This is a genomic window from Denitrificimonas caeni DSM 24390 (assembly GCF_000421765.1).
Classification (GTDB): Bacteria; Pseudomonadota; Gammaproteobacteria; order Pseudomonadales; family Pseudomonadaceae; genus Denitrificimonas; species Denitrificimonas caeni.
The window spans coordinates 236856-260211 of the sequence record NZ_ATXQ01000001.1; the positions used below are offsets into that span (position 1 = coordinate 236856).

General features: G+C 48.7%; 26 protein-coding genes and 1 tRNA gene. 14 read left to right on the plus strand and 13 right to left on the minus strand.

Going from position 1 to position 23356, the window contains the following annotated elements; translation table 11 throughout:
* Window positions 1-66: 66 nt before the first annotated feature.
* From H591_RS0101075 to H591_RS0101095, 5 genes are all read left to right on the plus strand, one after another.
* A complete protein-coding gene (locus H591_RS0101075; RefSeq protein ID WP_022965090.1) occupies window positions 67-1008 on the plus strand; it encodes a ribose-phosphate pyrophosphokinase in 942 nt (313 codons plus the stop codon).
* Between the two features lie 105 nt (window positions 1009-1113).
* Entirely contained in the window at window positions 1114-1758 is a 645-nt protein-coding gene (locus H591_RS0101080; protein ID WP_022965091.1) for a 50S ribosomal protein L25/general stress protein Ctc, read from the plus strand.
* Between the two features lie 39 nt (window positions 1759-1797).
* Window positions 1798-2382: an aminoacyl-tRNA hydrolase gene (pth, locus tag H591_RS0101085; RefSeq protein WP_022965092.1), complete on the plus strand. Its 585-nt coding sequence runs from the start codon at window positions 1798-1800 to the stop codon at window positions 2380-2382.
* Window positions 2383-2406: 24 nt separating this feature from the next.
* Complete coding sequence (gene ychF / locus H591_RS0101090; RefSeq protein ID WP_022965093.1) at window positions 2407-3507, plus strand: redox-regulated ATPase YchF; 1101 nt, start codon at window positions 2407-2409, stop codon at window positions 3505-3507.
* A gap of 225 nt (window positions 3508-3732) precedes the next feature.
* Window positions 3733-5655, plus strand: a complete 1923-nt coding sequence (locus H591_RS0101095) for a methyl-accepting chemotaxis protein (RefSeq protein WP_022965094.1) — start codon at window positions 3733-3735, stop codon at window positions 5653-5655.
* Between the two features lie 132 nt (window positions 5656-5787).
* Here the strand turns inward: H591_RS0101095 and H591_RS0101100 are convergent, their stop codons facing one another.
* On the minus strand, window positions 5788-6204 hold the full coding sequence (locus H591_RS0101100) for an acyl-CoA thioesterase (protein ID WP_022965095.1): 417 nt from the start codon (window positions 6202-6204) through the stop codon (window positions 5788-5790).
* 78 nt (window positions 6205-6282) lie between these two features.
* Entirely contained in the window at window positions 6283-6900 is a 618-nt protein-coding gene (locus tag H591_RS0101105) for a tRNA-uridine aminocarboxypropyltransferase (RefSeq protein WP_022965096.1), read from the minus strand.
* 102 nt (window positions 6901-7002) lie between these two features.
* Between H591_RS0101105 and H591_RS0101110 the strand changes: the two genes are divergently transcribed.
* Together H591_RS0101110 and H591_RS0101115 are read left to right on the plus strand one after the other, a co-directional pair.
* Complete coding sequence (locus H591_RS0101110; protein WP_022965097.1) at window positions 7003-7569, plus strand: Tll0287-like domain-containing protein; 567 nt, start codon at window positions 7003-7005, stop codon at window positions 7567-7569.
* Between the two features lie 191 nt (window positions 7570-7760).
* Complete coding sequence (locus H591_RS0101115; RefSeq protein ID WP_022965098.1) at window positions 7761-8522, plus strand: sulfite exporter TauE/SafE family protein; 762 nt, start codon at window positions 7761-7763, stop codon at window positions 8520-8522.
* A 62-nt stretch (window positions 8523-8584) separates the two neighbouring features.
* On the opposite strand, the gene H591_RS0101120 is transcribed toward H591_RS0101115, so the two are convergent.
* The 5 genes from H591_RS0101120 to H591_RS0101140 all read right to left on the minus strand — a co-directional run bounded on the left by H591_RS0101120 (window position 8585) and on the right by H591_RS0101140 (window position 11776).
* On the minus strand, window positions 8585-9010 hold the full coding sequence (locus H591_RS0101120; protein ID WP_022965099.1) for a hypothetical protein: 426 nt from the start codon (window positions 9008-9010) through the stop codon (window positions 8585-8587).
* A 156-nt stretch (window positions 9011-9166) separates the two neighbouring features.
* Window positions 9167-10444 (minus strand): sensor histidine kinase, encoded by a 1278-nt coding sequence (locus tag H591_RS0101125; protein WP_051145760.1) that lies wholly within the window; start codon window positions 10442-10444, stop codon window positions 9167-9169.
* A gap of 38 nt (window positions 10445-10482) precedes the next feature.
* Entirely contained in the window at window positions 10483-11157 is a 675-nt protein-coding gene (locus H591_RS0101130) for a response regulator transcription factor (RefSeq protein WP_022965101.1), read from the minus strand.
* Window positions 11157-11468 (minus strand): PepSY domain-containing protein, encoded by a 312-nt coding sequence (locus tag H591_RS0101135; protein ID WP_022965102.1) that lies wholly within the window; start codon window positions 11466-11468, stop codon window positions 11157-11159. Before H591_RS0101135 ends, H591_RS0101130 begins: the two co-directional genes overlap by 1 nt.
* The gene (locus H591_RS0101140; RefSeq protein WP_022965103.1) at window positions 11468-11776 is read right to left on the minus strand and encodes a PepSY domain-containing protein; all 309 of its coding nucleotides are present in this window, start codon (window positions 11774-11776) and stop codon (window positions 11468-11470) included. The genes H591_RS0101135 and H591_RS0101140 overlap by 1 nt, the downstream gene beginning before the upstream one ends.
* Before the next feature lie 192 nt (window positions 11777-11968).
* Between H591_RS0101140 and queD the strand changes: the two genes are divergently transcribed.
* The 7 genes from queD (at window position 11969) to H591_RS0101180 (ending at window position 16889) form a co-directional block, all read left to right on the plus strand.
* Window positions 11969-12325 (plus strand): 6-carboxytetrahydropterin synthase QueD, encoded by a 357-nt coding sequence (gene queD, locus H591_RS0101145; protein WP_022965104.1) that lies wholly within the window; start codon window positions 11969-11971, stop codon window positions 12323-12325.
* Entirely contained in the window at window positions 12285-14423 is a 2139-nt protein-coding gene (locus tag H591_RS14575; protein WP_084702503.1) for an intermembrane phospholipid transport protein YdbH family protein, read from the plus strand. Before queD ends, H591_RS14575 begins: the two co-directional genes overlap by 41 nt.
* Before the next feature lie 14 nt (window positions 14424-14437).
* On the plus strand, window positions 14438-14629 hold the full coding sequence (locus H591_RS0101155; RefSeq protein ID WP_022965106.1) for a YnbE family lipoprotein: 192 nt from the start codon (window positions 14438-14440) through the stop codon (window positions 14627-14629).
* 31 nt (window positions 14630-14660) lie between these two features.
* Window positions 14661-14987 carry a YdbL family protein gene (locus tag H591_RS0101160; protein WP_156853108.1) on the plus strand — a complete coding sequence of 109 codons (327 nt, stop codon included), beginning with the start codon at window positions 14661-14663 and terminating at the stop codon, window positions 14985-14987.
* Window positions 14988-15091: 104 nt separating this feature from the next.
* Window positions 15092-15168: transfer RNA gene (locus H591_RS0101165), tRNA-Pro, on the plus strand.
* 382 nt (window positions 15169-15550) lie between these two features.
* On the plus strand, window positions 15551-16075 hold the full coding sequence (locus H591_RS0101170) for a TIGR00645 family protein (protein WP_022965108.1): 525 nt from the start codon (window positions 15551-15553) through the stop codon (window positions 16073-16075).
* Window positions 16076-16544: 469 nt separating this feature from the next.
* Entirely contained in the window at window positions 16545-16889 is a 345-nt protein-coding gene (locus H591_RS0101180; protein WP_022965109.1) for a hypothetical protein, read from the plus strand.
* A 149-nt stretch (window positions 16890-17038) separates the two neighbouring features.
* Here the strand turns inward: H591_RS0101180 and H591_RS0101185 are convergent, their stop codons facing one another.
* The 6 genes from H591_RS0101185 to radA form a co-directional block, all read right to left on the minus strand.
* Window positions 17039-18076: a zinc-dependent alcohol dehydrogenase family protein gene (locus H591_RS0101185; protein WP_028244093.1), complete on the minus strand. Its 1038-nt coding sequence runs from the start codon at window positions 18074-18076 to the stop codon at window positions 17039-17041.
* A gap of 315 nt (window positions 18077-18391) precedes the next feature.
* Window positions 18392-19102, minus strand: a complete 711-nt coding sequence (gene sfsA, locus H591_RS0101190) for a DNA/RNA nuclease SfsA (RefSeq protein ID WP_022965111.1) — start codon at window positions 19100-19102, stop codon at window positions 18392-18394.
* Window positions 19092-20276 carry a pyridoxal phosphate-dependent aminotransferase gene (locus tag H591_RS0101195; protein ID WP_022965112.1) on the minus strand — a complete coding sequence of 395 codons (1185 nt, stop codon included), beginning with the start codon at window positions 20274-20276 and terminating at the stop codon, window positions 19092-19094. Before H591_RS0101195 ends, sfsA begins: the two co-directional genes overlap by 11 nt.
* Window positions 20277-20584: 308 nt before the next feature.
* Window positions 20585-21004, minus strand: coding sequence for a hypothetical protein (locus H591_RS0101200; RefSeq protein ID WP_022965113.1), 420 nt, complete (start codon window positions 21002-21004; stop codon window positions 20585-20587).
* On the minus strand, window positions 21001-21615 hold the full coding sequence (ribA, locus tag H591_RS0101205; protein WP_022965114.1) for a GTP cyclohydrolase II: 615 nt from the start codon (window positions 21613-21615) through the stop codon (window positions 21001-21003). Before ribA ends, H591_RS0101200 begins: the two co-directional genes overlap by 4 nt.
* A gap of 101 nt (window positions 21616-21716) precedes the next feature.
* A complete protein-coding gene (gene radA, locus H591_RS0101210; RefSeq protein WP_022965115.1) occupies window positions 21717-23078 on the minus strand; it encodes a DNA repair protein RadA in 1362 nt (453 codons plus the stop codon).
* Window positions 23079-23356: the final 278 nt, after the last annotated feature.

Here is a 23356-nt window from a genome sequence, read left to right on the forward strand (position 1 = left end):
CGCGTTGATCGCGAGACACGAAGGTTTTTTTCGTCAGGTCCACCCTCAGTAAAACAGGTACTGCGCGTGTCGAAGATGATGATCTTTACGGGGAACGCAAACCCCGATCTTGCCCGCCGTGTAGCAGGTCAACTGCATATACCGCTAGGCGACGCCTCCATCGGCAAATTCTCTGACGGTGAAGTCAGTGCGGAAATCAACGAGAACGTTCGCGGCAAGGATGTATTTTTAATCCAGCCTACTTGCGCACCGACCAATGATAACCTCATGGAACTCATTGTTATGATTGATGCATTCCGTCGCTCTTCAGCGTCGCGCATCACCGCTGTGATTCCTTATTTCGGTTATGCACGTCAAGACCGTCGTCCTCGTTCAGCTCGTGTAGCAATTAGCGCCAAAGTGGTTGCTGATATGCTCTCTGGTGTTGGTGTTGACCGCGTATTGACTGTTGATTTACACGCTGACCAAATCCAAGGCTTTTTTGATATCCCAGTTGATAACATTTATGGTTCTCCGGTCCTGGTGGATGATATCCAAGGCCAGCGCTTTGAGAACCTGATGATTGTTTCCCCGGATATTGGTGGTGTAGTGCGTGCCCGTGCGGTAGCCAAATCACTGGGTGTTGACCTTGCCATTATTGACAAGCGTCGCCCGAAAGCCAACCAGTCCGAAGTGATGCATATTATCGGTGATGTTGAAGGCCGTACTTGTATCCTTGTGGATGACATGGTCGATACAGCCGGCACATTATGCACCGCTGCTAAAGCATTAAAAGAGCGCGGCGCGTCTAAAGTACTCGCCTATTGCACTCACCCTATTTTATCTGGCCGCGCGATCGAGAATATCGAAAACTCGTTGCTCGATGAGATTGTGGTTACTAACACTATTCCGCTGTCTGCTGCTGCTCAAGCCTGCCCGCGCATTCGTCAACTTGACATTGCCCCTGTAGTCGCTGAAGCCGTACGCCGAATCAGCAATGAAGAATCGATTAGCGCGATGTTCCGTTGAACAACGTGCAATCAACAACCGCCTAACTGATACTTAGGCTTTCACAACCCCGCTCGTCACTGGTCGCAAGTTGACGGGCGTTGTTGTTTTTTTGGAGAGATACACATGAGCGAATTTACTCTTAACGCACAAGCGCGTAACGATCTAGGGAAAGGTGCGAGCCGCCGCCTACGTCGTAACGCGAACTTAATCCCTGCCGTTGTTTACGGTGCGGGTAAAGAACCTGCTTCAATCAGCTTAGAAACTCGTGAAGTAGCTAAACTGTTACTCAACGATGCGGCTTACAGCAGCATCCTTTCGTTGAACATCGACGGAAAAAAAGAAAACGTATTGATCAAAGCGCTGCAGCGTCACCCAGCAAAAAGCTTTGTTCTACACGCTGACTTCATCCGCGTTGTTGCTGGCCAGAAACTAACTACTTTGGTTCCAGTTCTGCTGCTCAACGAAGACACTTGTGTTGGCGCTAAAACTGGCGGTGGTGATATTTTCCGTCTGGCAACAGAGCTGGAAATCACTTGTTTGCCAAAAGACCTGCCTGATGCAATCGAAGTTGATATGGCGAACATCAATGTTGGCGAAATCGTTCACTTAGCTGACCTGACCGCCCCTAAAGGCGTTGAGTTCACAGCTTTAGCGCACGACAACAATATCGCAGTTGCAAGCGTACAAGCTGCTCGCGTTAACGTTGAAGTCGACGAAGATCAAGATCAGCCTGCAGAAGCAGCTGAAGGCGAATCAGAAGAGAAGTAATCTCGACTCGCTAGACCCGCAAGACAAGGAGCTCCCGTAGTGAATGCTGTGCAACTGATCGTCGGCTTAGGTAACCCAGGCCCTGAATACGACCAGACCCGGCATAACGCGGGGGCTTTTTTCGTTGAACGTTTAGCTTCAGCACAAGGTGTTAATCTCAGCTTTGATAAAAAGTATTTTGGCTTAACTGGAAAGTTCAGCTATCAAGGCCGTGATATTCGCCTACTGATTCCGACCACCTACATGAACCGTAGTGGTCAAGCCGTTGCTGCATTGGCCAATTTTTTCCGGATTAAACCTGAAGAGATTCTGGTCGCACATGATGAGCTGGATATGCCGCCTGGCGTATGCAAACTCAAACAAGGTGGTGGACACGGCGGGCATAATGGTTTGCGCGATATTATCGCCTGCCTTGCCAACCAAAATAATTTTCATCGTTTGCGCATCGGCATCGGTCATCCGGGCCACAGCAGCCAAGTCTCTAACTATGTATTGAGCCGTGCACCGCGCAGCGAGCAAGACTTAACAAACACCAGTATCGAATTCGCCCTTGGCGTACTGCCTGATCTTCTTGACGGTAATTTTTCCCGCGCAATGCAGCAGTTACACAGCCAAAAGGCTTGACTCTTTTTTCTCGAGGAATCCATCATGGGATTTAACTGCGGTATCGTGGGCTTGCCCAACGTTGGCAAATCGACCCTATTTAATGCCTTAACCAAATCAGGTATTGCTGCCGAAAACTTCCCTTTCTGCACCATCGAGCCAAACACTGGCATCGTGCCCGTGCCTGACCCACGCTTAGGTCCTCTGGCAGAAATCGTCAAACCAGAGCGCGTACTACCGACAACGATGGAATTTGTTGATATCGCAGGCTTAGTGGCCGGGGCATCAAAAGGCGAAGGCTTGGGTAATAAATTTTTAGCGAATATCCGTGAAACCGATGCCATTGCTCACGTTGTGCGCTGCTTTGAAGATGAGAATGTGATCCACGTTTCCAACTCTGTCGATCCAAAACGCGATATTGAGATCATCGACCTTGAATTGATTTTTGCCGACCTCGACAGCTGCGAAAAACAACTGCAGCGCGTAACCCGTAATGCCAAAGGCGGTGATAAAGAAGCCGTTGCACAAAAGACCTTACTTGAGCAGCTCATTGCTCATTTCACCGAAGGTAAACCTGCTCGCGCCCTACTCAAAGGCTGGAGCGCTGATGAAAAGCAGATCGTTCGTGGCTTTCATTTACTCACCAGCAAACCAGTGATGTACATCGCCAACGTTGCTGAAGATGGCTTTGAGGACAATCCATTACTGGATATCGTCCGCGCTATTGCTGAGGAAGAAGGCGCACCTGTGGTGCCGGTATGTAACAAAATTGAAGCAGAAATTGCCGAACTCGACGACGGCGAAGAAAAAGACATGTTCCTTGAAGCGCTTGGTCTTGAAGAGCCAGGCCTCAACCGCGTGATTCGTGCAGGCTATCAACTGCTAGACTTGCAGACTTACTTTACCGCTGGCGTTAAAGAAGTCCGCGCTTGGACAACTAAAGTTGGCGCAACAGCACCCCGCGCTGCCGCAGCGATCCACACTGACTTTGAAAAAGGTTTTATCCGTGCTGAAGTCATCGCTTACGAAGACTTTGTTCAGTACAAAGGCGAAGCGGGTGCTAAAGAAGCCGGTAAGTGGCGCTTAGAAGGTAAGGAATACATCGTTAAAGACGGCGATGTCATGCACTTCAGATTCAACGTATAACCCTCGCAACAGTAAATTTATCGGCATGCTACAGTTTGTCCGCGGCATGCCGATACTGCTTCTATAGATACTATCAATAGCTTGATCAGAAACATTGCTGCGCAGTCTCTCTCGGCTGTATAAATGCAACCCTCAACTCATGTCTAGATACATTAGAATGCGATAGCGTGTTTAAAATAGCTGCGCACAAGTGACTCAAACAAGGATATTCCGAGGCAGAATCAGATGAAGAATATAAAGCTCTCAACCAAGCTGGCGCTCGGTATTGGTGCCATTTTGTTGCTCATTGTCGTTTTAGCGACAAATGGCCTGTACAACATCAACCAAATTTTGATGCGTGGCGATAACACACTGCAACTCACCAAGATTGATAGCGCAAGTAAAGGCTTATTAGTCGCCAGCGCTCATTACAAACTGACCGGGAAAGAACAATATATCCAAGAAAACCAATCTCTTATTCGTGAGATCAAGCAGGTTATCCAGGATGTAACTCCGACACTAACCGAAGAGCGCGGCAGAGCCAGCATTGCTCGAATTGCTGAAAACGTAGACAACTACGACAAAGCATTTCACGCCAATAGCCAAGCGCAACAAAATAAAGCAGCGAATCTTGTTAGTGCAGTCAATAGCGGTGCGCAAGCCAACGCATTGTTTAGTGAGCTAAAAATGCTTATCAATGGTACCGCAGAAGACCCTACGTTTCATGATGACTATTACGACACGGTAACAGGGCGCTTAGCAGCTGATCTCGCTGAAGCACGCCATATTCTAGCCTATACAGCGCGCGTGTTCTTAATGGAGGACACAGAACAAAGCGTGCAACGATTAGAGAGTAGTTTTACTGCCTTACAAGATATCAGCGCAAAGCTTCAACCCAGATTACCAGAGCAAACAGCGTCTATGCTCAACGATGCAATGGTCGCACTGGAAAGCTACATGGAAGTCTTGCGTCATTCGCACGTTTTAAGCAAAGCTCAACTAGAAACCGAAAAAGTTATGGATGATGTTTACGCTAATCTGCGGACCAACATTGATGAAATTTTAGATATCCAAACATTCTTCCGCGCTAAAGTCGCAAGCAACTCAAAAAAATCTTCTGTGGCGCTTACTCTGATCGCGATTGTTTTAGGTGCGCTGATTGGTATAACCATCGTTAAACAAATTACTGGTCCGCTCAATCAAGCTATTAGAATAGCTCAAGCCATTGGTAACCGTGATATGACCGGCACGGCAGTTGAGCAGCGCGGCGATGAATTTGGCACACTGCTCAAGGCGCTCGCCCAAACCCGCGCAAATCTGAGTGAAGCTTTGGGGGAAGTTGGCGGGTTCACTACACAACTTGCCGCCGCTGCTGAAGAGCTGTCTGTCGTAACCAATCAAACCAGCGCCGGCGTCAACAATCAGCGCATCGAAACTGAGCAAGTTGCCACAGCCATGAATGAAATGTCTGCAACGGTCCAGGAAGTTGCACAAAACGCAGAAGAAGCAGCAGCTGCCGCACAAAAAGCCGACGTGCAAGCAAAGGCCGGTAATCAGGCACTACAAGTTGCTTTAGCTGACATTGACAAGCTTTCTCAAGACGTACACCACAGTGCAGAAGCAATACAGCGTTTGAATAAAGACAGCAGTAGCATTGGTACGGTACTAACTGTCATTAACAGTATTGCTGAGCAAACCAACTTATTGGCATTGAACGCAGCTATTGAGGCCGCGCGTGCGGGAGAAGCAGGCAGAGGTTTTGCCGTGGTTGCGGATGAAGTGCGCAGTTTGGCGCATCGCACCCAAGAGTCAATCGGGCAAATTGAACAGTTAATTGCTAACTTACAACACGGTTCGCAAAATGCAGTTGATATGATGGATAGCAGTCGCACACTGGCAAGTCTAACGTTAGAGCATGCACAGCAAGCAGGTGATGAACTAGCAGCGATTATGCGCACTGTTTCTGAAATTCAAGCGATGAATATTCAGATCGCTACCGCAGCAGAAGAGCAAAGTGCTGTAGCAGAAGAAATTAACGCCAGCGTAGTCAACGTCAACAATATTGCTGACCAATCTGCTGCTGCGGTTGAAGAGACTTCGGCTTCATCGGCTGAGCTGGCAAGACTTGGCCAGTCATTACAAAGCCTCGTGGCGCGCTTTAAAATCTAAAACAACAGCACGACATGGCATTACTCAAACAGTAATGCCATGTGATTTAAAACGTACAAATACCATTGCGCTTCTATTCTCGCACTGATGCTAATAACTCTGAGCTTGACTAATTTTAAACAGCGCATCCTCTCACGATGTAGGTACACTCGCCTGCAGCGCTTGATCAATGCGCTCATGGCTGTAAGTAATTTCTGTTTTGCCGTGCGCCGCCGGCTTACCATCTGCACCGATATTGACGAACACCATGCGATCAATAGTGAGAATATTTTTGTGGGTGATTTTATTACGCACCACGCAACGCATGGTGATTGATGTGCGACCAAAGGCCGTTGCAGTAATGCCTAATTCGATAATATCGCTTTGTTTGGCTGAGCTGACAAAGTTCACTTCAGAAATCAGCTTAGTCACAACGTTTTGATTGCCCAGTTGCACAATCGCATAAATCGCCGCCTCTTCATCAATCCAGCGCAATAAACTGCCACCAAACAAGGTGCCATTGGGATTTAAATCTTCTGGTTTAACCCATTTACGCGTGTGAAAATTCATACAACCTTCCCCTTGCTTGAAGAGTGCATCGCACACCCACGGCTATTCGCGAGTCCTGCAGCGCACTATAAATAATGTTTAACGCTTTAAGTCTACATGATTACGCTGATAGACCTCAGTACCCATCGCGGCAATCTGCCCTTCGATAAGCGCATCAAAAGGCCGCAACAACGGACTAAAATCGACCTCTGGCTCTAACGCCGTTAATGCATAGGTGACAGCTTCAATAGTGGCTAACGCTTGTGCATCCGGAGCTTTGCGTAAACGGTAACGGCTGCTGAACCCTGGGGTTAAGGCCACACGCGGCAAAGCGGCCAACAGCGGATTACAATGCAAAATCTTGCGTGCCTTGCGCCATGTGCCATCAGGTACGATCAGTAACAAAGGCTGCTGATTGTCTTGGTAAGAACTCAACTCTTGCGCCTGCTCACCAGGAAATAACACACAAGCGCGGTAGCCCGGCTGTTGTATATAGCGCTCTATGTTTTCTATTGTTTCTGCTACAACCAACTGCGCATTTTGCAGACCTAGAGCGACTAAGCGCGCAGTATTTAAAGCGTGCTTCACTTCGTCAGGATGCTGTATCAGCAACACACGAGTGCGACTCGGGAGATTGACGATCAAGCTGCACAAACAATGCGCCAGCGGTCTTGTACAGCGCTCGCAACGCTGTCTTGTCTTAGTCTCAACAATCATGGCTGCGACAATTTATATGATAAATGATAAGTACAACCTCAAAAAATCAGTGTAAAGTAAACAAATACTATATCGAAAACGTATCTATATCAGGAGTTCGCCATGCGTACACTCACCACCCTTGCTGCTTTGTGCTGCACTGCCATTCTATCGCAGAGCATCAGTGCTGCAACCTCGCAAGATCAGCTCAAACAAGAAGCTGCAACGCTAATCCCTGCATTTGCTAAACACTTAATGGACACCGTGCAGCAAGCCAAAGAAGACGGCGGTCCGGTCGCAGCTGTCGCTGCTTGCCAAACTCTCGCGCCTGAAATTGCCGATGAGCACAGCAATGCAAACTGGAAAATTGGTCGCACCTCATTAAAAACCCGTAACAGTGATAATGCCCCAGATGCATGGGAGCGCAACGTACTTGAGCAATTTGCTGAACGTGCCGCCAACGGCGAAGATGTAAAAACCATCAGTTATGCAGAAACCGTCAATGGTCAATTCCGTCTGATGAAAGCTATACCGCTGCAAGAAGGCTGCTTAGGCTGCCATGGCAATGAGATTAAGCCTGCCATTGCTGCTGCTTTAAATGAGAAATATCCAAATGACCAAGCCACTGGGTACAGCGTAGGTGATATCCGTGGCGCATTCACTTTGCGTCATCTTGGAGCACAGGACTAAGCACTCGCGCCTCCTCACCGCAGAGCATCTTTTGACCTGACGTTTAGAAAGTCTCCTCTATCCTTAACAGCCAACCCGTGCTGCTAAGGATAGTCAGGCGCAAACAGCTAAAAACTCGCAACAGATTTTTACCCACCGACTCGAACACCGTACACTGCACACAGACAAACCTTGAGTAGCGATATTAATCCGTGGACAGCTTAATTTACGAAGCACTTGGCATTGGCTTATTACTCGGGACTCTGCTCGGTCTCACCGGCGCGGGCGGCTCACTGGTAGCTTTACCCTTATTACTAAGCTTGCACTTACCTCTACGTGATGCTGTAGGCGTAAGCCTTGGTGCGGTGGGTCTGTCGGCACTGATTGGCGCGATCGGCCGCTGGCGGGCCGGTGATGTTCACCTGCTTCCTGTGGTATTACTGACCGTCAGCGGCCTACCCGGAAGCTGGATCGGCCAACAACTGGGGCAACTGATCAGCGAATTTTGGCTAGTACTGGGTTTTTGTATCTTGGTGTTGTGGTCAGCATGGCGCATGTGGAGCAGCGCCAGTCTGCCCGAACAATCCGAGAAAAAACCGCTCAATCGCGGCATGTTGGTATTTATTGGCTTATGGGTCGGGGTGCTATCTGGTTTGATGGGCGTGGGCGGCGGCTTTTTAATTGTTCCAGCCTTATTGTGGTTCAGCCCATTATCGATGCTCGCAGCAACCGCCACTTCAATGGCAGTGATTGCTCTAGTCTCTGGTGCAGGCTTCTTGATGTACCTTGGCGCAGCACAACCACCGCTGCAACTGTTGGCAGGCTTAACCTTAGGCGGTGCGTGCGGCGTACTACTGGGCAATAAGTTAGCCACTCGACTTGGCGGTCCGATGCTGCAACGCATCTTTGCTATTATGCTGCTATCTGTCAGTTTATCGCTGGCAGCACAAAAGCTATTAAACCTGCCAGCATAACTCAGCACTCAGTTCTCGGTGCTTACTCACGCATGCAAGCAGCGCCATCTTTCATTATAGGGTTATAAACGCAAGCTACTCTCACGCTCCCAGACACAGCGCACTTGTAACTCTTCAGCGCTAGGTTGGTGATTGTGCTGCTCGGATTCCCAACGAAAAGTGTGAGTACCATTGGTTTCAGTTTCTAAATGCACCACCGCACTGGCCCAGTACATTCGCTTTAACAGATTTTCAAATTGCTGCATCCATACTGACCACTCATATTCAATGGAGCGATAGCTGCTACCAAAATGAATAATCTGTGATTGCGGCGCTAAACTTTCAAAGCTAGTGCAACTAAAAAGTTCGCGATGAAACAGCTCCCAGCCGTCACCTTCAGGCAGCTCTTGGATTGCTTGTAAATTAGTCAGACTGCGTTTGCGCTGCTCATCGGCATCTGCCAATGACCAATCACGGATACAGCCATACACAATAGACTCTGACTCCACGCGCACCTCCCATTAATCTGAGGCTGCGTTCTATCATGGTAGGCACTGAAAACCAAACAGATCGAAGAAAAGTTACGGTTTAGCGAGTTTTTTGTGCAGATGCGCACAGTCTATCGGCATTTTCATCTGCGCAATATCCAGCGCTTAGCTTCGGCATTAAAGGCGCGTAGGCAACTGAATTTCCACTCGTAAACCACCCAGTGGGCTGTCGAGTAATTGCAACGTACCGCCGAGCGTCTCGACAATATCGCGCACAATACCTAAACCTAAACCATGCCCAGCACTTTGTTCATCTAAACGTGAGCCGCGTTTTTGCACCTGTTGGCGCTGGCTTTCTTCGATACCTGGGCCATCATCATCCACCCGTACGCAATAGTCGGTTCCGACCTGCTCAATACCAAGTTCAACACGACTGTCAGCCCACTTACAGGCGTTATCCAGCAGATTACCCAGCATCTCTAAAATATCGTCGCGCTCATAGGGCAAGCGCAAGTTGGCCGCAGCCTGCCAACTCAAAGTCAACACATCGCCATGCACACGATTCATCAATTGAAACAATCCTGGAAGCTCTTGCCCACACTCAAAAAACGCGCCCGGCAAGGCATCTCCAGATAAGCGAGCGCGGGTCAACTCACGCTGGATACGCTGCTCAATCTGCTGCAATTGCTCTTGAATCAGTGCTAACAGCTCAGGTTGTTTTTGCAGTTCTTCGCGGCGCAGCAAGCTCATCAATACCGCCAGAGGCGTCTTCAACGCATGACCTAAATTACCCAAGCCTTTGCGTGAACGCTGCAAAGTATCTTCTGTGTGCAGCAACAAACGATTGACCTGTTGCACCAAGGGTTGCAATTCAACCGGCGCATCCTGTTCCAACTGGCTACGCTGCCCCAGCTGCAGTTGCTCGATTTGCACCCGAGCTTGCTCCAGAGGTTGTAAAGCTCGGCGGACTAAGCGCCACTGCAGCAACAAGGTCAGCAGCAAGGCCAATAGACCTAAGCCGCCGCCGATGATCTGCGCCTGCTGAAAACTGATTAAAACCGGACTGTAATCATGCGCAACCGTGACTTTAATGTCGGTTTTATAACGCCGATATTGTCCTTGATAAATCAGTAACTGTTGTTGCTCAGGCCCAGGCCTTAATTGCTCAGAAAAACCCATTGCTTCAACTTCTGGCAGCTCAAAATCCCACAACGAGCGTGAGCGCCAGCGCTGCTGATTGAACTCAATAATAAAATAGTGCCCAGAGAAAGGTTTTAAGAACACCGCATCATGATGACGGCTATTTAACTCAATCCCTTGCGGCCCTTTAATTAAAGCGGCCAACAAGCTTTCTGCTTGGGTTTGTAAATTGTCCTGCATGTGCTGACGCAAACCTCGGTCAACAATCCACAGCCCTGCCTGGGCCAGCACTAATCCGACGACAACCAGCAGCATCGCTAAACTAAAGGTCAGTTGCCGCTGGATTGAGTGTTTCACGGCTGCACTCCAGCACCCGTAAAGCGGTAACCTTGGCCACGGTGCGTCTCTATGACCGTGCGTCCTAATTTACGCCGCAGATGATTGACGTGCACCTCCAGTACATTGGAATCACGTTCTGTTTCGCCATCATATAAATGTTCAGCTAAATGGCTTTTTGACAAAATCTGCCCTTGATGCAGCATAAAATAACGCAACAAACGAAACTCTGCGCCGGTCAGCTCGATCTCTTGGCCTTGGCTATGTACGATTTGCCGTGCTTCATCTAAACCTAATCCGGCAGCCTGCAAATGATTTTGGTTAGCAAATCCATGGCTACGACGGAGCAAAGCTTGCACTCTTAAATACAGTTCTTCTTGGTGAAAAGGCTTGGTTAGATAATCATCCGCGCCAGCTTTTAAACCATCAATGCGTTCACTCCAGGTGCTGCGCGCGGTCAAGATCAACACCGGCGTACTGATTGCCGCTGCGCGCCACTGCGCTAACACTTCGAGCCCAGAGAGTCCGGGCAAACCTAAATCCAGAATAATTAAATCATAGGGTTCAACTGCGCCTTGATAAGCGGCATCGCGTCCGTCGGCCAGCCAATCAACCGCGTAGCCCAGTTGCTGCAGACCTGCGCATAACTCATCGGCCAAAGCGACATTGTCTTCAACCAGTAATAAGCGCATCAGTCATCCTCTTCGTCTTCTAACAGCTCACCGCTGCTAGCATCAAATTTCAGCTCACGCACTTGGCCTTGGACAGTCAGCAACTCCACTTCATAGACATAGCGGCCGTGTTTCTCTTCAAGCTCCAACTCCAATAAGCGTGCTTTAGGATGTCGCTCCAAAGCACGCTCAATGAATGTTTGTGAAGACAGCACCTTACCCTCTTTGCGCAGCTTTAAGGCCTGATCTTGGCTTAAGTCACGCGCAGACACCTGACTGACCACAGTCAGAAACAGTATCACTAGGCAGGCGCATCGAGAGCTTTTAAACATCAGTCATCCTGTTGGTTTTTCAGCACTTCGGCAGTTTTCGCATCCAACTCAACTTCCCACTTTTGGCCTTTATCATCGCGTACATCAACCTGATAGATGTAGCGACCGTAAGACTCCTCAAGTTCAGTGTCCAGTATGCTTGCGTTCGGATGCTGTGCCAATGCGGCTTCATTGAGCTTATCGAAAGATAAAATCGCACCAGAGGTGCTCAGTTCAACAGTTTTTGCCGGGCTAACATCTTTAGCTTGAGCAACGCTTGCGCCCATCACTAATGCAGCTGAGATACAGATTGCAGTTAAGTTTTTCATGAGTATTGCCTCGTTTTAAAGTGGTTCAACACAAGATATTTTGTGCTGACACTGCATAAGCTACACCCGCCAACTTAACTGAAACTTAAAAAATAACTATTCTTGAATAGTAATCAACACTCAAGCTGCGCACTGAGCGCCAGCATTCCTGCTAAACTGCGGCCATTGTGATTAATTAACACGGACACCCTTGTGGAAATATTTAAAGAATTCACCTTTGAGTCAGCGCACCGTTTACCTCATGTGCCCCAAGGGCATAAATGCGGGCGCTTGCACGGCCATTCATTTCGCGTCGCGCTTTACCTAAAAGGTCCAGTCGATCCACATACCGGTTGGATTCGTGACTTTAGTGAAATCAAAGCGCTATTTAAACCGACTTACGAACGCCTAGATCACAACTATCTCAATGATATTCCAGGCCTAGAAAACCCCACCAGTGAAAACTTAGCGCGTTGGATCTGGGAAGCAATGAAACCACTCATCCCTGAACTTTCGCGGGTACGTGTTCATGAAACCTGCACCTGTGGCTGTGAATACAGCGGCGAGTAAGTCGTCAGTATCGACGTCCAAGCCATCATGGTTTGGACGCTTTCTGCGTATCTTCTTATTACTGCTATTACTCCTGATTGCAGCAGCCATGGCGCTCCCGCATGCACTGCCTTGGCTACTGCAAAAACAAGGGATTGATTTCCATTGGCAAAACCCGCAGTGGCAATACGATGGTTTCAGCGCCTCGCAGGTTCAACTCAATCTATCCAGCGATCATACGCAGCCGCAATATCTGCACATCGACAAGCTGCAGATTGACTGGGCCTGGCAAGCGTTGCCCATCCAACGTTTACACGCCGCACGCTTAAAAGCTGTTTGGCCGATAGCAAGCAACGAAAACACCGCAGAGCAACCAAGCTTCGCCTTATCTGCTGGCCTGCTTAAATGGCTGCCACAACATATTGAACTGCAAGAAATTGACGCCAAGCTGGTTGGTCTCGGTCATCTGCAAGGCACTCTCAAACTGCAAGCCAATGCGCAAGGTAAGCTGTGGCAACCCAGTTATATTCATAGCCAACTGACTTTAAAAGACCTAGACAGCTCTTGGTTAGACAGTATTCCCGCTGAGTTGCAACCGACCCAGCTCAGTGCGCAAATCACCACCCATCCAGATCATCAAGATACTCCAGACGGCCAACAGTTGCTCACCCTTGACCTGCACAGCCAAGGCCCAGCACGCTTGCAACTCAATGGTCTTTTGCACTTACAACAAACGCCTGCCTGGCAAGGTACGCTCAGCAACGCGCAGCTTTATCTGGAGCTGGACGCCCTGCAGCAGCCTTCCTTCAGCACTCAGCAACTGCGAGCACAACTGTACTTTTCCGGGCATGCTGACAGTGAGCGTTTCAGTGTTAAAACCGAGCAACACTCCAACCTGAGCACGCAAAAAATACGTTTAGCGGAGATTGGCACTGCCGAGCAAATAAGCCTGCAACTGGCCGGTTTAAGTCTGCAAGGCCAAAGCCTAGCGCCTTACAGTATTGAAGTGCACAGCCCCATCACGGCACAGATCAAACAACTCAACATAGAGCAATTGCATCCACAAGATTGGGATTTCAATGGCAGCTTTAGCGGACAACTGCCGCAACTTAACCTGAGCGGCAATCTAAACGGACAACAAGGACTGAGCCTCGACAGCAGCATTGATTTTCTCGACAACGCCATCCAAGGTAGCGCCACGTTAAAAGAGATTTTCTTTAAAGCTGGCAACCCCTTACAGAAAACCTTCAAAGATTGGCCCGAACTGGTTTTATTCAGCAGTGGCCGTTTGCGCAGTCAAATCGACTTTACTCTGCCCGCGCAAAAACCACTCAAACTCAGTATTAACGGCAGCGCCAGCGGTCTCAATGGTATTGTCAATCGCAGTACATTGAAAAATTTAGGCCTACAGTTTAACGGCCAACTATCGGGACAATCCCTCAAGTTGGGAATCGCCAACTTGACCATCGAGCAACTGGATCCCGGGATTCCAATCGGGCCGATTCAGCTGCAAGACGCCCATTATCAAGCCAATCTCGACAATCTTTTGCAAGGTGTAGCGGGCTGGCAAAGTCTGCAAGCCCATTTACTCAACGGTAAAGTTTGGCTGGATGCCCAGCAGTTTGATCTCAAACGCCCACAGACCTTGCCATTACAGGTGCGCGGTCTGGAACTGCAAGAGTTCCTGAAGGTCTATCCCGCAGAAGGTTTAGCCGGCACTGGCACCATTGATGGACTGCTACCCATTCATGTCGAAAACGGTGAATTTTATATTGAAGCCGGCCAATTGCAGGCCAGACAACCGGGCGTTTTACAGTTTCAGTCGGAGAAGATTCACGCGCTAGGCCAAAGCAATCCCGCCATGCGTTTGGTCGCCGAGGCCTTGGAGGATTTTCACTTTAACCTGCTCAGTAGCGCGTTAAGTTATGATCAATCGGGTAAGCTGTTGCTTAATGTTCGTTTAGAGGGGCGCAATCCGGATGTCGAAAAAGGCCGCCCTATCAACTTAAACGTGAATTTAGAAGAAGACATTCCCGCACTCTTGGCCAGTATTCAGCTGAGCGGTCAAGTCAGCGAAATTATTCAAAAGCGTGTTCGAGAGCGCCTTGAGAAACGTTAATACAGGAGGTTTCTATGCGTACCAGTCTAATTTCAAGTATTTTTGTACTGGCTTTACTCAGCAGCGCCTGCACGCCAACTGTGCAACTGGCAATGCCCAATGAGCCGATCAACATTAATCTGAACGTAAAAATTGAACACGAAATCTATATCAAGGTTGATAAAGAGCTTGATAATCTTTTCGACGAATCCAGCGGTTTATTCTAAGGAGCGCAGCATGAACTTTCGTAAACTATTAATGCCTTTATTACTGGCCAGCAGCCTCCTCAGCACCGCAGTGTTTGCTATGGATTTAAACGACGCCATGAGTAACCTTGGCCCAGCTAAATCAGCTGGTTTATTGGGCGAGCAGCCTAACGGTTATTTAGGCGTGGTTAAGGCGCAAGGCAACGCAGCTGAAATCGCTCGACTGATCAATGAGGCCCGCCGCGCGGAATATCAGCGCCTAGCCAAAAATAACAACATCCAGTTGGCTGACGTAGAAACCATGGCCGGTAAAAAAGCTTTGGAGAAAACCCCAGTCGGTCAATACATCCAACTTAATGGTAAATGGCTAACAAAATAGCCAATAGCCTTTAGGCCAAGAGTATTTGTCGGCAATAACCTTTCGCAATTCAAATGCTTAGGGTATAGTCGGCATCGTTTTCAGGCATAGCGTGAAAACATCGTCGGGGCGTAGCGCAGCCTGGTAGCGCACTAGCATGGGGTGCTAGGGGTCGAAAGTTCGAATCTTTCCGTCCCGACCAAATAAAATAAGCCGTTGATTTTATTGAAGATTTCAACGGCTTTTTTGTTTCTGACGATTATACCTAAGTACTCTATTAACACCAAAGCGCCTTAATATAACTTTATCCCCTAACCCTCACTACCTTAGCTTGGGTATTCGCTGCCAACAGCTTAGTTAACGTCTAACGATTGCACACAGATGTATGAAGCAAAACAGCTGCCTTACTGTTTTTATCGCTAAAAATATACATACTCACCCGCTATAATCGCATAACTCCTAAAACCCAAACTTCTGATAGAGGCTTTTGGCTGCTCCTTGGCAATCACCAACAAAACTTTCCCTATCGTAAAAAGCAGCTAATCACTTACAATTTACGCCTTCCCATACCCCAAGAGCTCTGCATGATAAAGAAGATTGAACACTCCTTAGAAAAAACCATTTTTAACAGCCGCTGGATCCTCGCGCCTTTTTACTTAGGTTTAGTTCTGAGCATTTTTTTATTGCTGATAAAATTCGCTCAAGAGTTTTGGCACATGGCGACTCATGTGCTGGTTGCATCTGAAGCAGATGTCATTGTTGGTATCTTGGCACTGGTTGATATGTCGCTGGTAGGCAGTTTATTGCTGATGATCATCTTCAGCGGCTATGAAATTTTCATTTCAAAAATTGATGTTGGCGATCATAAAGACCGTCCTGACTGGATGGGGAAAGTTGATTTCTCTGGTCTTAAACTCAAAGTGATTGGCGCCATCGTAGCCATTTCCGCCATCGACCTTTTAAAGTCGTTTATGGATATCCCTGCAGAAATGAGCGATGCCGATGCCAACAGTTTGAAATGGAAAGTCATCATTCACATGGCATTTGTGGTGTCCGGCGTGTTATTTGCCATTATGGATAAAGTTGCTGGCGACACTAAAAAGCACTAAATCTCATCCAGTACTGGAGTGATCACAGAGTAAGCGTCGCACCACCAACTCTGACGATAACAACGATCAAAAAGCCGATTCCACCGATGCTAGGCCAAGGTGGAATCTGGGCTACTGGAAATACAGCATTACTCTGGTATCGTTAACACCTTTGCGATCTTACTTAAGGAAACGCTGAATAATTACCTACGTTGTCAGGACGTTGTTAAAAATCAGCTCAAAATGCTCATTTACTACCTGTAAACTGCGCTTTTTCGCTGATTTTTTGCCTAGCCCTGACTGCCTCGCTAACATTATTCAGTGCTTCCTTAACAGTGATTTTCGGCAAGTTCTAAATCAAAAAACCAGTCCAACGCGGTTAAAACGCAGCATAAAATTAAGCGGCGCTCTCAGCTAACAGTAAAAGTTTTAAAAATGTCAGCTACAGGGACGTTTAAGAGCTATCAACTCAAAAAGAAGAAATAAAATCATGAAAAGAATTTTTATACCTTTAGTTTTCTCAGTTTTAGCCGTTTCAGGCTGTTCTCCAACAGTTCCAAAATGCGGTGATGAAGAAGTCACCGATTTAGTTAAGCAAATTGCTGATGAAGAAATGAATAATCAATTGGGCGCTGAGCTTGCTGAGTTGTTTTCTTATGATGTGGGTGCCATAAGAACAACTGCTACCAATGAGCAAACAGGGGCTCACGAATGCGCGGCTGAGCTGAGTATTACTGCAAGTAATACCGGGATGACCAATAAGGCTCCTATTACTTACACCGTAGAAATGACCGATGACGGCGAACAGTTCTACGTCAACGTGTTCGGATTGTAAGTCCAAATAAAAACGGCAGCGCCTAAACACAGGAGCTGCCGCCAAAAAGTCAGGCATGCTGCAAAGCATAAAACCCACGACTCTTTACACTGCTAAACCTTCCCCGCCCCACTCAGGCAGAAAAGGCTTGAGTTGATCATTCAGCTACATCAGCTGTTATCAATCATCACTTTCAGCGCTTTCTCTTTGCTGGCATTGCCAAACACCTCATAGGCGCGCATAAATTCAGCAAAAGCAAAGCGGTGAGTAATCAATTCGGCAGGCTTGAGTTTGCCGGACTGTACGTTTTTCATCAGCATGTCAGTGGTATTGGTATTGACCAAACCTGTGGTCAGGGTGATGTTTTTGATCCACAAATCTTGCAACTGCAGATCAACACTGGTGCCATGCACACCGACGTTAGCGATATGCCCAGCTGGGCGTACAACGCGCTGGCAAATGTCAAAGGTCGCGGCAATACCAACAGCCTCAATGACCACATCAATACCGTCTTTTGTCATGGCCAGCAACTCTGCCACGGCATCGCCGGTTGCGCTGTTGATGACATCCGTCGCACCAAAGGTTTTTGCCATAGCTAAACGTGACTCATCAACATCAACCATGATTAAGCGGGCGGGTGAGAAAAACTGAGCGGTTAACAGCGCGGCCATACCAATTGGGCCAGCACCAATAATCGCTACGGTATCACCGGGCTTCACCGCACCATAGAGCACGCCAATCTCAAAACCGGTCGGCAAAATATCACTGAGCATCACCAACGCTTCTTCGTCAGCGCCTTCAGGCACATGGTACAAACTGTTATCAGCATGCGGTGTACGCACATACTCAGCCTGAGTACCGTCAATCAAGTGGCCGAGAATCCAACCGCCATCTTCACAATGTGCATACAGCTGCTTCTTACAGTAACCACATTTACCACAAGCGCTGACGCAAGAAATTAACACGCGATCACCTTTTTTAAAGCGGGTGACAGCGCTACCGACCTCTTCCACGATGCCAACACCTTCGTGACCTAAAATGCGGCCTTTAGTGACGGCTGGTACATCGCCTTTAAGGATATGCAGGTCGGTTCCGCAGATGGTGGTTTTTACGATTTTGATAATCGCATCAGTGGGTTGCTGGATTTTCGGTGTAGCTACCGTCTCTAAAGACTTAACACCCGGGCCACCGTAAACAATGGCTTGCATTTGTTTTGGCATCGTCATGATTAATTCCTCACTTAAGTCCTCGTCCAAATTAGACGAGGCTTATAGCTAAATCACTCGAACAATAAAGCGACTTGTCTATTCATCATGGCCTCATGACGCTCAGCACACAATGATGCATGTCAGCTAAACATAAATTAATATACATAATTGCTAAGTATAAGAATTAGAGGGGATGCGCTTCTGATAATCACAGAGCAAAGCCAGAGCAAGGGCAAGGGCAAGAGCAAGAGCAAGAGCAAGAGCAAAGCTCGCAGGCATGGCCAGCTTCTACAGGAGTCATGCGTGGTGTTCGGGTTAGCTCGGTTCGATTGTCAGAGGGTGCGTCACAGTTATTGCAGATGGCGTAATTGTTGTGCCGTAGGCCAATACCTCAACCCCTGCAGCTTTGGCCTCAGCCAGTGCAGATGCGTATTCAGGATCAATTTCTTTGGCGGCGCGCACGGCAGTAACCCCCGTTAGATTGACACAATAGATCAGCACTGCACGCTGACCACTGAGCGCCAGCGCCGTTAGCTCACGCAGATGCTTGGCGCCTCGTGTAGTGACTGCATCAGGAAAAGCTGCGGTATCGGTATCAGCAAAGCCCAAGGTCACGCTTTTCACCTCAACAAACACCGCCTGTGTATCAAACATCAAACAAAAATCAGCGCGGCTGTTTTCCTCACCATACTTCACTTCACGGCGCAGCTTAGTAAAACCTGCCAGCTCAGTAATGACTCCAGCGGTTAGCGCTTCTTCTACTAAGCGATTAGCGCGTCCAGTATTGATGCAAGCCAAGCGACCATGCGGAGTTTCTACCAGCTCCCACGTCGCTTTGAGTTTACGCTTTGGATCATCATTGCGGCTGAACCAAACGCGCGCGCCCTCAGCCATGCAGTTTTTCATCGAACCCGTATTGGCACAATGTGCGGTCACTAGACTGCCATCGACACATTCAATATCCGCAAAAAAACGCTTATAACGCTTCAGCAATCGCCCTTCTTCTAAGACCGGATCAAACTGCATGCTGGGCTTTCCATGTAACCAATCCGCGCGCAATACGTTCGACCGCCTGCTGCAGTCGCGGCACACTTTGCGTATAGGCAAAGCGCACATGCTGATTGGCCCTTGAGCGGCCAAAATCCACACCCGGAGTAATCGCTACCTGCTCAGTTTCTAAAAAGTGCCTACAGAAATCAAAGGCATCACCGCCAAAACCCGAGATATCTGCATAAAGATAAAACGCACCCTGCGGTTCCACTTCAATTTTAAAACCCAACTCACGCAAAGCTGGTAATAAGTAATCACGACGCGTCGCAAACTCAGCACGTCGCTCTTCAAGAATCGCCAAGGTTTCCGGCTGAAAACAAGCTAAAGCTGCATACTGCGACAGCGTCGGCGCACTGATATAAATATTTTGCGCCAGCTTTTCTAATTCAGGCACTGCCGACTCAGGTGCAACCAACCAACCCAAGCGCCAGCCGGTCATGCCAAAGTATTTAGAAAAACTGTTAAGGACAAACGCATCGTTATCAACTTCTAAAACGCTGGGCGCATCCATGCCGTAAGTCAGGCCATGGTAAATCTCATCGACGACTAAATGCCCGCCACGCTCACGTAAAGCGACCGATAATGCAGCCAGCTCTTCGCGACTTAGCACTGTGCCAGTTGGGTTAGCTGGCGACGCTACCAAAGCACCGACGCTGTCTTGATCCCAATAACGTTCGACCAAGTCAGCGGTGAGCTGATAATTGACCTCAGGGCCAACCGGCACTAACTGCGCATCGCCCTCAACTAAACGCAAAAAGTGACGATTACAAGGGTAGCCTGGATCAGCCAACAACCAGTGTTTGCCAGGATCAACCAATAGCGCACTGGCTAATAGCAGCGCGCCAGAGCCCCCTGGGGTGATCATAATGCGTTCAGGATTAATATTTAGGCTGTAGCGACTGGCGTAAAAACCAGCAATCGCTTCACGCAAAGCAGGTAATCCACGAGCCGCGGTATAACGCGTATGGCCTGCTGACAACGCTGCTTGTCCGGCTTGAATAATGGGCTCTGCGGTATTGAAATCGGGCTCGCCAATTTCCAAATGAATCACATCATGGCCTGCCGCTTGTAGCTCATTGGCACGCTGCAACAGCGCCATCACATGAAAGGGTTCAATCGCGCGACTACGGGCGCTATAGGAAAAAGTCATAACATCCACTCTTAAAAAATGGTGTGAGTTGCGTCATTATTCAAGGAAGCATTGAATAATGTTAGCGAGGCAGTCAGGGCTAGGCAAAAATCAGCGAGAAAGCGCAGTTTACAGGTAGTAAATGAGCATTTTGAGCTGGTTTTTAACAACGCCCTGACAACGCAGGTAATTATTCAGCGTTTCCTTAAATGCAGCCAACTCTTCACATAACTGCTCAAGGTCAGCACATATCTGTAAACAGGGCCAATACAGAAACACGTCAGGCGGTCAGAAAAACAGGCCACTCAGCAGCGCAGCAGGTGTGCCAATCATGACAATTGGCGTGGCGTTCGATACAACCAAAACAACACAGGGCTGGCCAGCGCCAATAACACCACCACAGGCATTTCCAAACCTAGCACTTTAGCCAGGGCAGCTGACCACGCGGGGATACAGGCATACCATAAGGCTTGCAGACGAATGTGCATTAAATCCTGCCAAGCCGCAGGCTCTGCTTCGCTATCGCGCGCGGCACCGACGGCAATCACCGCATGCTTAAAGCGCTGAAAAGGTTTGGCATTCAGAAATAACAAACACAAGGCAACCACAAAGAACAGCAACGAGACAAACTCGACTTGCAGTCCTAAATTAAAACTGGCGGCGGGAAATAACCAAACAGGAAGCACTGCGACGGCTAATTGCAGCCACCACAACACGCGTAAGGTGCGGCGTGCTTCGTGAGGATTCATGAGTCGTGCTCAGCCTGATGTTCACGGCCTAACAAATGCCCTAACTTGCCCGCTTTAGTCGCTAAATAGAGTTTGTTATAAGGGTTCTGCCCAACTTGCAATGGCACGCGACGCGCAACTTCCACACCAAAGCCTTGCATCGCACTGACTTTACGCGGGTTATTGGTCATCAGTTCCAGCGAGTGCACACCGAGATGATCAAGCATTGGCTGACAAATTGAGTAGTCGCGCAAGTCTGCAGCAAAGCCTAGCTGCTCATTGGCCTCTACTGTATCGGCACCACCATCTTGCAAACTGTAAGCACGAATTTTATTCAGCAAACCTATGCCGCGACCTTCTTGACGCAAATACAACAAAACGCCGCGCCCTTCTTCGGCAATAGCACGCAAAGCCGCTTCCAGTTGCGCACCACAGTCGCAGCGTAAGCTGAACAGCGCATCACCGGTAAGGCACTCAGAATGCAAGCGGCCGAGCACAGGCTGGCCATCAGCAATGTCCCCTAAGGTTAAGGCCACATGCTCTTTACCAGTTTCTTCATCACAGAAACCGTGCATGGTGAACTCAGCAAACGGGGTGGGTAATTTGGAGGCAGCGACAAAGACGACAGACACCAGAATAACTCCTAGGCTTTTATAGGTGGCGCATTGTAGCGCTTCACCTCTGACTCGAACAGGCAAACCGACATTATGTTCGCGAGTACTCAACCATACGCTTACTCAAACAAGGCATCCAACGCTTCTTCTAAGCGTGTCACCGCGATCACTTGCAAGCCTGGCAGAGTTTCTCTTGGCGCATTGGCTTTAGGCACAATCGCACGTTTAAAGCCGTGTTTGGCCGCTTCTTTGAGACGCTCTTGGCCACTGGGTACCGGACGAATTTCACCAGACAAACCGATTTCGCCAAATACTAACAAGCCGTGCTCCAGAGGTCGGTTGCGCAAGCTGGAAATAATCGCCGCCATCAAAGCCAAATCTGATGCGGTTTCCAGCACTTTAACGCCGCCGACCACATTGAGAAAAACATCTTGGTCATGGGTTGGGATACCGCCATGACGGTGCAAAACAGCCAGTAACATGGCCAAGCGATTTTGATCCAAACCAACCGTCACTCGCCGCGGATTACCTAAATGGCTGGTGTCCACCAAGGCTTGCACTTCAATCAGCATCGGCCGCGAGCCTTCCCAAGTGGCCATTACTACGCTGCCAGAGACTGCCTCTTGCGCACGATTGAGGAAAATCGCTGAAGGGTTCGACACCTCTTTCAGGCCGCGATCCGTCATGCCAAACACGCCCAATTCGTTGACTGCACCGAAACGGTTTTTCACCGCACGCAGCATGCGTAAACGACCATCTGACTCACCTTCAAAATACAGTACGGTATCGACCATGTGCTCAAGCACGCGCGGACCGGCCAATGAGCCTTCTTTGGTCACGTGCCCCACTAAGAATATCGCGGTGCCACTTTGCTTAGCGTAGCGCACCAATAAAGCAGCACTTTCGCGCACTTGCGCAACACCACCGGGGGCCGACTGCAACTGTTCGGTGAAAATAGTTTGAATCGAATCGATTACCATCACTCGCGGTTTTTCACGGCGCGCGACCGTTAAAATGGTTTCAATGCAGGTTTCCGTCATCACTTTGAGCTTGTCCTGCGGCAACTCTAAGCGGCGGGCGCGCATTGCAACTTGCTGCTGCGACTCTTCGCCAGTGACGTATAAAGCAGGCAGATGCTGGGCCATATTGCACAGTGTTTGCAGGAGAATGGTCGATTTACCGATGCCCGGATCACCACCAATCAGTACCACCGAGCCATCCACCAAACCACCACCGAGAACACGATCGAGTTCACTGGATTGGGTTGGAAATCGTGGGATTTCTTCGACACTGACTTGTGCCAAGGTTTTCAGTTCAGCTTGATCACCCGCCCAACCGGCGCGGCCTTTTCCAGGCGCATCAGCTTCAATCAAGGTTTCAACTAAGGTGTTCCAGACACCGCAATCGCCACACTGCCCAGCCCACTTTGGATAAGTAGCGCCGCACTCAGTGCAACCATACATACGTTTGGCCTTAGCCATACTGCGCTCCCCTGCTTGCTGCGTGGTTTACAATCGTCTTGACCAAAGCGGTCTTAATAACACTGTTATTGTATACAGTGATCTAATAATTGCAAACACACTGCGCAGCTAGACATTAAGCAGCAGCGGTAAAACCATGCAGAGTCAACGCATACATCAATACGAATCTGCCACAGATAAAAAAATCACAACAGTCTAATCAAGCTAGAACAGCTGATCAGAGCAAGATCGGCGCTACTGCAGCACTTTGCAAGCAATACCATTAGCGCCTTACCTAT